At 61.4% G+C, this 11,761-nt stretch carries 7 protein-coding genes and 2 rRNA genes (1 of these 9 only partly in view); 4 read left to right on the top strand and 5 right to left on the bottom strand.

The genetic code is table 11. The features are described 5' to 3' along the window. Positions 1-2,633 (top strand): 23S ribosomal RNA (locus C8C95_RS07820) (it extends 246 nt beyond the left edge of the window). Positions 2,634-2,776: 143 nt separating this feature from the next. After that, positions 2,777-2,889, top strand: a 5S ribosomal RNA gene (gene rrf / locus C8C95_RS07815). A gap of 323 nt (positions 2,890-3,212) precedes the next feature. Here the strand turns inward: rrf and C8C95_RS07810 are convergent. The 5 genes from C8C95_RS07810 to C8C95_RS07790 form a co-directional block, all read right to left on the bottom strand. Then, the gene (locus C8C95_RS07810; RefSeq protein ID WP_056065199.1) at positions 3,213-3,980 is read right to left on the bottom strand and encodes a class II glutamine amidotransferase; all 768 of its coding nucleotides are present in this window, start codon (positions 3,978-3,980) and stop codon (positions 3,213-3,215) included. A 91-nt stretch (positions 3,981-4,071) separates the two neighbouring features. Continuing rightward, a complete protein-coding gene (locus C8C95_RS07805) occupies positions 4,072-5,529 on the bottom strand; it encodes a DHA2 family efflux MFS transporter permease subunit (protein ID WP_116748194.1) in 1,458 nt (485 codons plus the stop codon). A gap of 59 nt (positions 5,530-5,588) precedes the next feature. Next, positions 5,589-5,810 carry a 4-oxalocrotonate tautomerase gene (locus C8C95_RS07800; protein ID WP_255356291.1) on the bottom strand — a complete coding sequence of 74 codons (222 nt, stop codon included), beginning with the start codon at positions 5,808-5,810 and terminating at the stop codon, positions 5,589-5,591. Positions 5,811-5,823: 13 nt separating this feature from the next. Next, on the bottom strand, positions 5,824-6,075 hold the full coding sequence (locus C8C95_RS07795; RefSeq protein WP_116748193.1) for a cysteine-rich CWC family protein: 252 nt from the start codon (positions 6,073-6,075) through the stop codon (positions 5,824-5,826). Between the two features lie 202 nt (positions 6,076-6,277). Next, positions 6,278-8,488 (bottom strand): malate synthase G, encoded by a 2,211-nt coding sequence (locus tag C8C95_RS07790; protein WP_116748192.1) that lies wholly within the window; start codon positions 8,486-8,488, stop codon positions 6,278-6,280. 230 nt (positions 8,489-8,718) lie between these two features. Here C8C95_RS07790 and C8C95_RS07785 point away from each other — a divergent pair, with 230 nt between their 5' ends. Together C8C95_RS07785 and C8C95_RS07780 are read left to right on the top strand one after the other, a co-directional pair. Next, the gene (locus tag C8C95_RS07785) at positions 8,719-10,644 is read left to right on the top strand and encodes an acyl CoA:acetate/3-ketoacid CoA transferase (protein WP_116748191.1); all 1,926 of its coding nucleotides are present in this window, start codon (positions 8,719-8,721) and stop codon (positions 10,642-10,644) included. A 151-nt stretch (positions 10,645-10,795) separates the two neighbouring features. Then, the gene (locus tag C8C95_RS07780; RefSeq protein WP_015016104.1) at positions 10,796-11,731 is read left to right on the top strand and encodes a LysR family transcriptional regulator; all 936 of its coding nucleotides are present in this window, start codon (positions 10,796-10,798) and stop codon (positions 11,729-11,731) included. Positions 11,732-11,761 lie beyond the last annotated feature (30 nt).

The raw sequence follows: 11,761 nt of genomic DNA, 5'->3' as shown, positions 1-11,761 counted from the left end.
AGCGAAATCGGAAGAGCCTTCTAGTGATAGCACGACTGTTAGCAAAACGGGATGGAAAGTCCGGCCATAGCAGGTGATAGCCCTGTATGCGAAAACAGACGTGTGGTACTAAGTTAGAGAAAAGTAGGGCGGGACACGAGAAATCCTGTCTGAATATGGGGGGACCATCCTCCAAGGCTAAATACTCGTAATCGACCGATAGTGAACCAGTACCGTGAGGGAAAGGCGAAAAGAACCCCGGGAGGGGAGTGAAATAGATCCTGAAACCGCATGCTTACAAAAAGTAGGAGCCCGCAAGGGTGACTGCGTACCTTTTGTATAATGGGTCAGCGACTTACATTCAGTGGCAAGGTTAACCGAATAGGGAAGCCGTAGAGAAATCGAGTCCGAATAGGGCGAATCAGTCGCTGGGTGTAGACCCGAAACCAAGTGATCTATCCATGGCCAGGATGAAGGTGCCGTAACAGGTACTGGAGGTCCGAACCCACTAGTGTTGCAAAACTAGGGGATGAGCTGTGGATAGGGGTGAAAGGCTAAACAAACTTGGAAATAGCTGGTTCTCTCCGAAAACTATTTAGGTAGTGCCTCAAGTATTACCTGCGGGGGTAGAGCACTGTTTAGGCTAGGGGGTCATGGCGACTTACCAAACCTATGCAAACTCCGAATACCGCAGAGTACAGCTTGGGAGACAGAGCACCGGGTGCTAACGTCCGGACTCAAGAGGGAAACAACCCAGACCGCCAGCTAAGGTCCCTAAAATTGGCTAAGTGGGAAACGAAGTGGGAAGGCTAAAACAGTCAGGATGTTGGCTTAGAAGCAGCCATCATTTAAAGAAAGCGTAATAGCTCACTGATCGAGTCGTCCTGCGCGGAAGATGTAACGGGGCTAAGCCAGTTACCGAAGCTGCGGATTTGCAATTTATTGCAAGTGGTAGGAGAGCGTTCTGTAGGCCTGTGAAGGTGTCTGGTAACGGATGCTGGAGGTATCAGAAGTGCGAATGCTGACATGAGTAGCGTTAAAGGGGGTGAAAAGCCCCCTCGCCGTAAGCGCAAGGTTTTCTACGCAACGTTCATCGGCGTAGAGTGAGTCGGCCCCTAAGGCGAGGCAGAGATGCGTAGCTGATGGGAAACAGGTCAATATTCCTGTACCGATCAATAGTGCGATGTGGGGACGGAGAAGGTTAGCTCAGCCAACTGTTGGATATGTTGGTTCAAGCCTGTAGTCGTGCCTGGTAGGCAAATCCGCCGGGCTTAGATGAGGGGTGATAACGAGTCTGCTTGCAGACGAAGTGAGTGATACCCTGCTTCCAGGAAAAGCCACTAAGCTTCAGCTATTGACGACCGTACCGCAAACCGACACTGGTGCGCGAGATGAGTATTCTAAGGCGCTTGAGAGAACTCAGGAGAAGGAACTCGGCAAATTGATACCGTAACTTCGGGAGAAGGTATGCCCCAAGTAGGTGAACTCGTACAGAGGGAGCCCAACGGGGTTGCAAAAAATCGGTGGCTGCGACTGTTTAATAAAAACACAGCACTCTGCAAACACGAAAGTGGACGTATAGGGTGTGACGCCTGCCCGGTGCTGGAAGATTAAATGATGGGGTGCAAGCTCTTGATTGAAGTCCCAGTAAACGGCGGCCGTAACTATAACGGTCCTAAGGTAGCGAAATTCCTTGTCGGGTAAGTTCCGACCTGCACGAATGGCGTAACGATGGCCACACTGTCTCCTCCTGAGACTCAGCGAAGTTGAAATGTTTGTGATGATGCAATCTCCCCGCGGAAAGACGGAAAGACCCCATGAACCTTTACTGTAGCTTTGTATTGGACTTTGAACAGATCTGTGTAGGATAGGTGGGAGGCTTTGAAGTGAGGACGCTAGTTCTCATGGAGCCAACGTTGAAATACCACCCTGGTGTGTTTGAGGTTCTAACCTAGGTCCATTATCTGGATCGGGGACAGTGCATGGTAGGCAGTTTGACTGGGGCGGTCTCCTCCCAAAGCGTAACGGAGGAGTTCGAAGGTACGCTAGTTACGGTCGGACATCGTGACGATAGTGCAATGGCATAAGCGTGCTTAACTGCGAGACTGACAAGTCGAGCAGATGCGAAAGCAGGACATAGTGATCCGGTGGTTCTGTATGGAAGGGCCATCGCTCAACGGATAAAAGGTACTCTGGGGATAACAGGCTGATACCGCCCAAGAGTTCATATCGACGGCGGTGTTTGGCACCTCGATGTCGGCTCATCTCATCCTGGGGCTGTAGCCGGTCCCAAGGGTATGGCTGTTCGCCATTTAAAGAGGTACGTGAGCTGGGTTTAAAACGTCGTGAGACAGTTTGGTCCCTATCTTCCGTGGGCGCTGCAGATTTGAGGAAGCCTGCTCCTAGTACGAGAGGACCGGAGTGGACACACCTCTGGTGTATCGGTTGTCACGCCAGTGGCATTGCCGAGTAGCTAAGTGTGGAAGAGATAACCGCTGAAAGCATCTAAGCGGGAAACTCGTTTCAAGATGAGATCTGCCGGGGCCTTGAGCCTCCTAAAGAGTCGTTCAAGACCAGGACGTTGATAGGTCAGGTGTGGAAGCGCAGTAATGCGTTAAGCTAACTGATACTAATTGCTCGTGCGGCTTGACCCTATAACTTTGATAGCCAACACGCTCACAGCGTGAAGCTCAAAGTCTGTTATGCCAAGTTAGACGCAGTCAAAACACAAACATCTGATTCCAGACTCTATGAATTCGCCAGGCAGTTCACAAAAACTGCCCAGCACCAAGTTATGCCTGATGACCATAGCAAGTTGGTCCCACTCCTTCCCATCCCGAACAGGACAGTGAAACGACTTTGCGCCGATGATAGTGCGGGTTCCCGTGTGAAAGTAGGTCATCGTCAGGCTCTTACAGCCCAGAAAACCCCAGTCAGTTATGACTGGGGTTTTTTGCTTTGAGAAGACATCGAAATGCGCCAGGGGCTGTAGGCTGGTCAACGTTTGTGGTACCCAGTTCGCAGGGTTTGCACCGGACTTACCGGGCCGCCAGACGCACGAAGCCCCTCATCTACGCAGTCCGCACAGCTCCAGATCTAACTGTCGGAATGGGCCCACTCGCTTCAATCGATACGGCATGAGCTGATCGGTAGAACCTCGCGAGAAGCAAAGTGCATCCATTCCGCGCGCCCCCATATCCACCGCCTCTCTCAGCGGCGCTATATCGTATGCGTCAGATAGGCAGCCGTCGGCCTTGTTCGAACACCAGCAGTTCACCTTTGCCGAACGCCGTCCACGTTTCGTTGGTCGTGAGGGGGCTGGTCACGATCACTGCCACCTGATCGTTCACGCCAGTCTCTTTCGAAAAATCCAGCTGGAGGTCTTCGTCACTCAGCTGCGCAGCGCCGAAGGGATGGCGGCGCTCTATGTAGTGCAGATGGGTGGAGGCGTGTGCCCACAACGCCTGTCCATTGGAAAGCAGGAAATTGAATGTGCCGTGGGGCGCTATGCGGGCAGCGAGTTCCTTGAGCGTTAGCGTCAGCTCTGGAACAGAAGGCACGCTGGCGTGCGATTTGGCCAACTCTTGCATGATCCAGCAAAACGCGTGCTCGCTGTCGGTATCGCCCACGGGGCGGAAATGCGAATGCAGGCGAGGGCGGAAGTCTTTCAGATCTCCGTTGTGGGCAAAGACCCAGTAGCGGCCCCACAGCTCACGCACGAACGGATGGCAGTTCTGCAGGCTCACCATGCCTTGGGTGGCCTTGCGGATGTGGGCGATAACGTTCCGGCTCTTAATGGGGTAACGGCGAATGAGTTCGGCCACCGGTGAGTCCACGGCCGCCAGATGGTCCACGAAGTGCCGAAGCCCCTTGTCCTCAAAAAACGCGATGCCCCAGCCGTCGGTATGGTGGTCGGTCTTCCCGCCGCGTTGCGCAAAGCCCGTAAAGCTGAAGGTCACATCGGTGGGCACATTGCAATTCATGCCGAGGAGTTGGCACATGGCGAAGGTTCCGTTTCTTTGATTTCTTGAAAGGCTTGGGTGCTCAATGCGCGCATCCGCCTTCAAGCATCAGGACAAGATATGCCTGCTGTCAATCTGGCCGCGCCTCGCGCAGCTGCCAGGCGGCCACCAGCGCCAGCCCGCACAGAAAAGTCAGCATCAAAAAGGTTTCACCGAATGCTGCGATGCGCGCCGGGTTGCTGGCTCCGGCCGTCAACGACGCGCCATGTGCGCCGAGTCGCCATTCGAGCACGATGCCGCACAGGCTGACCCCGGCTGCGCCGCCCAGCATGCGCAAGAAGCCAATGGCGCTGGAGCCCTGAGAAATGAGCGACTTGTCCAGCGGGCGCATGGAGCCCAGATTCAGCGAGGGCAGAATGAAGCCGAGTCCGATGCGTCCCAGGATCGCAAAAGCGACGAGCATCCACAGCGACGAGCCAAGGCCCACAAATACCATCAGCCCGAACGACAGGGCCAGCAAACCGAGCCCGGTGCTGACCAACAAATGGGTGGGCTGCCGGTCCGCCAATCGACCCACCATGGCGATGGTGGCGGCCAGGACGAACCCTGCCGGCAGCATGAGGGTGCCCACGTGCGATGCTGACAGCTCCAGCCCCAGTTGCATGAACACCGGTAACAGGTAGGTAGAGCCGAACAAGGCGGTGCCGTAGATGAATGCCACCACACTGCCCATGGCGAACTGCCGGTACTGGAAGAGGCGCAGGTCCATGAGCGGCTTGCGCCCGGTGCGCAGCAGCCTGCGTTGCCAGGCAATGAAACAGGCGACAGCCACCACCGCACCCACCAGCAAGCCCACCGCCTCGACGTGAGAGCCGCCATGCAGCGACACCAGGCCGTTCAGCAGGCACAGCGTTCCCACCGTGCCCAGCAGAAGGCCTCGCCAGTCCAGCGCCTGGCCTTGCCGATTGGCCTCAACCCCTCCAGGGGCGGTGACCGGTACAAACTTGTACGCCAGCCAGATGGAGGCCAGGCAGAGTGGCACCACCATGAAAAAAATGGAGCGCCAGCCAAACCAATCCACCAGCAAACCGCCCATGCTCGGACCGATGGCCGGCGCCAGCACGACGCCCATGCCAAAGATGCCGCTGGCGCGCCCCTGCTCGTGGGGCTGGAAGGCATACAGGATGATGACGGCCGGGATGGGCTGCACCACACCCGCTGCCAGCCCCTCGGCGACGCGTGCCGCCAGCACCAGGCCAAAGTCGCGCGCCAGGCCGCCCCCCACACCGCCAACGAGCAGCAGCAACATCGCGCCCACATAGGTCGCGCGGTAACCGTACCGCGACAACAGCCAGGGGGTGGTGAGCATGGACACGGTGGTGGCCACCATGAACCCGGAGGTGACCCACTGGGCGCGCTCCTGGCCCAGTGCAAAGTAGTGGCTCATGTCCGGTATCGCCACGTTGACGATGGTGGAGGACATGATGGAGGCCATGGTGCCGACCATCACGGACAGCAACAACAGCCACCGGTAGCGCTCGCCATAACGCTCGCGCAATACCGCCAGAGACCCCGAGGCGGTGCTCATGAAGCGATCCAGCAGAGAGGCGATGCCACGGGGTCAGTGACGGAGGGAGGCTGTACCACTCAGGATGTGCGCTCCAGCCAGAGCTTGCCGCCCGTGGCCCAGTTCTCGCGCTTCACGTCCGTAATCAAGATGTCCACCGACTCGGGCGAGCCGCCCAGGATCTCGACGGATACGCGGGTGATCTCTTCCACCAGCTTCTTCTTTTGCTCGACCGTGCGGCCTTCCATCATTTCGATGTGGTACGTGGGCATGTCTTGTTCCTTCGCGCGCTGTGAAGACAGCGAAAAGCCCAAATCATATCGGCGAAGGCGGGTGACCTGCGGCGGAGGGTTGCTGTGCGTCTGGCGCCGGCGCGCCGCAAGCCGCGCAGATACAGACCTTGCCGCGTGCCTCCTGCGGCAAAGCGGCCAAGGCCGCAGGGTCGATGGTCTGCGTCATGCACCAGCAGCTTTCTGCTGGGCGACCCGCTGCGATAGCGCACTGATTGGCCTGCCCGCACAGCGGGCAGGCAGACGGAACGGGGTGGGTAGGTGGTGCTGCAGGCATAGGAGTGAGCGCGTGGGCGTCGGTGCCAGTGTACGGCGCAGCTTGCCCCAAACGCGGTCGCCGCTTCTCACACAACTGGACAAGGTGAGTCGGAGTACTGCCTGAAACAAAAATAGCTGCTAGCGCACATATTTATTGTGCTAGCAGCTATCAAAAGTGGAGCGGGCAGCGCCGTAAATATGGCACTGCCTGCAGTCGGGAATCAGGCCGCTTGTGCTGCCTTCAGCTTCAGGCGCCAGGCGTGCAGCAGTGGCTCGGTGTAGCCGCTGGGCTGCTCCATGCCCTTGAAGACCAAGTCACACGCTGCCTTGTAGGCCATGCTGGTGGCAAAGTGTCCGGCCATGGGCTGATACAGCGGGTCACCCGCGTTCTGCTGGTCCACCACGGCGGCCATGCGCTCGAAGGTCTCGCGCACCTGGGCTTCTGTCACCACGCCATGGTGCAGCCAGTTGGCCATGTGCTGGCTGCTGATGCGCAGCGTGGCGCGGTCTTCCATCAGGCCCACGTTGTGGATGTCAGGCACCTTGGAGCAGCCCACGCCCTGGTCCACCCAGCGCACCACGTAACCCAGAATGCCCTGGGCGTTGTTGTCCAGCTCCTGCTGCTTCTCGGCGTCGCTCCAGTTCGGGGCGGCGGCCACGGGCACGGTCAGCAGGCCGGTCAGCAGGTTGTCGCGCTCGGCGTTCACATCGGTTTTTTCCAGCTCGATCTGGATGTCGCTCACCTTCACCTGGTGGTAGTGCAGCGCGTGCAGCGTGGCACCCGTGGGGCTGGGCACCCAGGCGGTGTTGGCACCGGCCTTGGGGTGGGCGATCTTCTGCTTGAGCATCTCGGCCATCAGGTCGGGCATGGCCCACATGCCCTTGCCGATCTGCGCCTTGCCGCGCAGGCCGCACGACAGGCCCACGAGCACGTTGTTCTTCTCGTACGACTGGATCCAGGCGCTGGTCTTCATGTCGCCCTTGCGCACCATAGGACCAGCGTGCATGGCGGTGTGCATTTCGTCGCCGGTGCGGTCCAGAAAGCCGGTGTTGATGAACGCCACGCGGCTCGATGCAGCGGCAATGCAGGCCTTGAGGTTGACAGACGTGCGACGCTCTTCGTCCATGATGCCCAGCTTGACGGTGCTGTCGGGCAGGCCCAGCAGCTTCTCGACGCGGCCGAACAGCTCGGCGGCAAAGCCCACTTCGGCGGGGCCGTGCATCTTGGGCTTGACGATGTAGACGCTGCCCTTGCGGGAGTTGCGGATGCCGTTGGCGCCATGGCCTTGCAGGTCGTGCAATGCGATAGCCGTTGTGACGACTGCATCCATGATGCCTTCGGGGATCTCGCGCTGCGCACCTTGCGCATCGGTCCACAGGATGGCCGGATTCGTCATCAGGTGGCCCACATTGCGCAGGAACATCAGCGAGCGGCCATGCAGGCGCACTTCTCCGCCTTGGGGGGCCGTGTAAACACGGTCAGGGTTCAGGCCGCGCGTGAAGGTCTTGCCGCCCTTGGCGACCTGCTCGGTCAGCGTGGCCTGGATGATGCCCAGCCAGTTGCTGTAGCCCAGCACCTTGTCTTCGGCGTCCACGGCGGCCACGGAGTCTTCCAGGTCCAGGATGGTGGACAGGGCCGCTTCCAGCACCAGGTCGCTCACGCCCGCGGCATCGGACTGGCCGATGGGCGTGCTGCGATCGATCTGGATGTCCAGATGCAGGCCGTTGTGCTGCAGCAGCACCGACGACGGTGCGGCGGCATTGCCCTGGTAACCCTTGAATTGCGACGCGTCCTTGAGGCCCGTGGTGCTGCCGTTGGCGAGCGACACGACCAACTGGCCGCCTTCTACACGATAGCCGGTGGAGTCCTTGTGCGAGCCCGAGGCCAGGGGCGCCGTGTCATCCAGCACCTGGCGTGCAAACGCGATCACCTTGGCGCCGCGCACGGGGTTGTAGCCCTTGCCCTTTTCGGCGCCGTCAGTCTCGGGGATGGCATCCGTGCCATACAGCGCGTCATACAGGCTCCCCCAACGCGCGTTGGCGGCGTTGAGTGCATAGCGGGCATTCAGGATGGGCACCACCAGCTGGGGGCCAGCCTGCGTGGCCAGCTCGTCGTCCACGTTGGCGGTGGTGGCCTTCACGTCGGCAGGCTGGGGCACCAGGTAGCCGATCTTTTCCAGAAAGCCGCGGTAAGCCACCATGTCCTTGATGGGGCCGGGGTTGGCCTTGTGCCAGGTGTCCAGCTCGGTCTGCAGGCGGTCGCGCTCGGCCAGCAGGGCAATGTTGCGCGGGGCCATGTCCGACACGATGGCGTCAAAGCCCTTCCAGAAGGCGGTGGCGTCCACCCCCGTGCCGGGCAGCACCTTGTCTTCGACAAAGCGGTACAGGGAGGTGGCCACTTGCAGGCCGTGGACTTGGGTGCGTTCGGTCATGGGGTGCCTCAAGAAGAGTGGTGGAAACGGGGATCAATGAAAAACGGTGCCCGCAACGGCAGGCCATGGACAGACTGTATTGCAAATGTTTGCCCACATAAATACGCTGAAAATCTCTAAACCAGTGACTTTTACGCAAAACTGGTGACAGTCCGTAGTCACCCTGAATGGTGCTTTCGCCCGTTACCCACTACGCTGCGCGCACAACAAACCCACCGTGAGACAAACCCATGCAGGCACCCCTGGACGCCAGCGCGCTCAACGCGGCCCACAAGAACAAGATCGTGAGCGCCGCCGATGCCGTGCAGCTCATCCACGACGGCGACACCGTGGCCACGGGCGGCTTCGTGGGCATCGGCTTTGCCGAGAGCATTGCGGTGGCGCTGGCCCAGCGCTGGGAAACGACCCAAACCCCGCGCGACCTCACGCTGGTCTACGCCGCAGGCCAGGGCGACGGCAAGCAGCGGGGCCTCAACCACCTGGGCCACGCCGGCCTGCTCAAGCGCGTGATCGGCGGGCACTGGAGCCTGGTGCCCAGCATCCAGAAGCTGGCGGTGGACAACCAGATCGAGGCCTGGAACCTGCCCCAGGGCGTGATCACGCATTTGTTCCGCGACATCGCTGCAGGCAAGCCCGGCACGCTCACGAGCGTGGGCCTGGACACCTTTGTGGACCCGCGCCACGGAGGCGGCAAGCTCAATGCGCGCACCACCGAAGACCTGGTGCGCATCCTGCCCATCGACGGGCAGGACTACCTGTTCTACAAGGCCTTTCCGATCCAAGTGGGCATCATCCGCGCGACCACGGCCGACGCCGACGGCAACCTCACCATGGAGCGCGAGGCGCTCACGCTCGAAGCGCTGGCGATTGCCATGGCCGCGCGCAATTCGGGCGGCGTGGTCATCGCCCAGGTCGAGCGCATCGCCGAGCGCGGCACGCTCAACCCCCGGCAGGTGAAGGTGCCCGGCGTGCTGGTGGACGCCGTGGTGCTGGCCACCGAGCCCGCGCACCACCACCAGACCTTTGCCGAGCCCTACAGCGCCGCGTTTGCGGGCGAGCTGCGCGTGCCCATGGACACGCTGGAGGCGATGCCGCTGACCGAGCGCAAGATCATCGCCCGCCGCGCAGCGCTGGAGCTGCGGCCGCACCAGGTGGTCAACCTGGGCATCGGCATGCCCGAGGGTGTGGCCAATGTGGCGGCTGAAGAGCGCATCATCGACCTCGTCACGCTCACGGCCGAGCCAGGCGTGATCGGCGGCATCCCCGCCGGCGGGCTGAACTTTGGCGCTGCCGTGAACCCGCAGGCCATCATCGACCAGCCCAACCAGTTCGACTTCTACGACGGCGGGGGCCTCGACATCGCCATCCTGGGCCTGGCGCAGGCCGACCAGCACGGCAACCTCAACGTGAGCAAGTTCGGGCCGCGCCTGGCGGGTGCGGGCGGCTTCATCAACATCAGCCAGAACGCCAAGACCGTGGTGTTTGTTGGCACCTTCACGGCAGGCGCGCTGCAGGTGGAGGCGGTGGACGGCCACCTGCACATCCTGCACGAAGGCGGCGCGCGCAAGCTGGTGCGCGAAGTCGAGCACCGCACCTTCAGCGGCGCCGAAGCCCTGCGGCGCGGCCAGCGCGTGTTGTATGTGACCGAGCGCTGCGTGTTCCGCCTAGTGCCCTCGGGCGAGGTAGATGGCGGCGGTGCGCTGGAACTCATCGAGTTGGCGCCCGGCATCGACCTGCAGCGCGATGTGCTGGCCCACATGGCATTCACGCCGCGCATCAGCCCCGGCCTGCAGACCATGGACCTGCGCCTGTTCGAGCCCGGCCCGCTGGGCCTGCGCGAGCAGCTGCTCAACCGCCCGCTGGTGCAGCGCTTTGAGCTGGACGCCGCGCGCCAGCTGCTGCACATCGACTTCTCGGGGCTGCAGATCAACACCGCCAGCACCATCGACGCCATCGAGCAGGAGGTGCGCCGCCTGCTCGCCCCGCTCGCCGCACAGGGCGAGCGCGTGGGCGTGATCGTGAACTACGACCACTTCACCATCGCCCCCGACCTGGCCGACGCCTACACCGCCATGGTGCAGGGCCTCACGCGCGATCTCTACACCGAGGTCAAGCGCTATGGCACCGTGGGGTTCCTCAAGTCGCGCCTGGTGTGAAGTGGGGGTGATGCCAGTTCACTATCATTTATGTAGCTGCTAAAGCATATTCCACTAGCGCATGCGGCCTGTTTGGCTCTAAAACCGATCACAGACCGTGCCCAAGTCCGTCACCAGGCCCTTCTCCGCTTTATCCCCATAATCAGCGCCCATGGACAAACTCAAGGCCTTCGAATCGTTTGTGTCGGTGGCAACACGCGGCAGCCTCACCGCTGCGGCCAAGGCCGAGGGCGTAGCGCCGGCCATCATGGGGCGGAGGCTCGATGCGCTGGAAGAACACCTGGGCGTGAAGTTGCTGGTGCGCACCACGCGCCGCATCAGCCTCACGCACGAGGGCAGTGCGTTTCTGGAAGACTGCCAGCGCCTGTTGTCCGACGTGGCCAACGCCGAGGCCAGCGTGTCCGAAGGGGGCGTCAAGGCCACGGGCCATTTGCGCATCACCGCACCGGCCGGCTTTGGCCGCCGCCATGTGGCACCGCTGGTGCCACGTTTTCGCACCGCCCACCCGGACGTGACCATCTCGCTCAACCTCAGCGACCGCGTGGTGGACCTGGCGGGCGAGGGCTATGACTGCGCCGTGCGCGTGGGCGACCTGCCCGACTCGTCGCTGGTGAGCGTGCGCATTGCCGACAACCGCCGCCTGTGCGTGGCCACACCCGCCTACCTGCAGCGCCACGGCACGCCGCGCCACCCCAGCGAGCTGGTGCAGCACGACTGCCTCACGCTGTCGAGCGAGGCATCGCAAACACGGGGCTGGGCGTTCCGCATGCCGGTCGAAGGCGGTGGCACCGAGGTCATCCACCTCAAGCCCGGCGGCCCGCTCGATTGCTCGGACGGGCAGGTGCTGCACGACTGGTGCCTGGCGGGCTACGGCATTGCCTGGCGCAGCACCTGGGAGGTGGAGGCCGAGATCGCCGCCGGGCGCCTAGTGGAGGTGCTGCACGATTTTGCGGCGCCGCCCAACGGCATCTATGTGGTGTTTCCGCAGCGCAAGCACATGCCGCTGCGGGTGCGGCTGTGGATCGAACACCTCAAGCACCAGTACGCACAGCCCGCGTTCTGGAAAGGCCCGCAGGCCGGCGGTTGATAGCCCCCGTGGCAGACTGCACAACACTCC

It is taken from the genome of Acidovorax sp. 99 (assembly GCF_003096455.1).
Classification (GTDB): Bacteria; Pseudomonadota; Gammaproteobacteria; order Burkholderiales; family Burkholderiaceae_C; genus Acidovorax; species Acidovorax delafieldii.
This window is presented reverse-complemented; position numbering and strand designations above follow the sequence as displayed.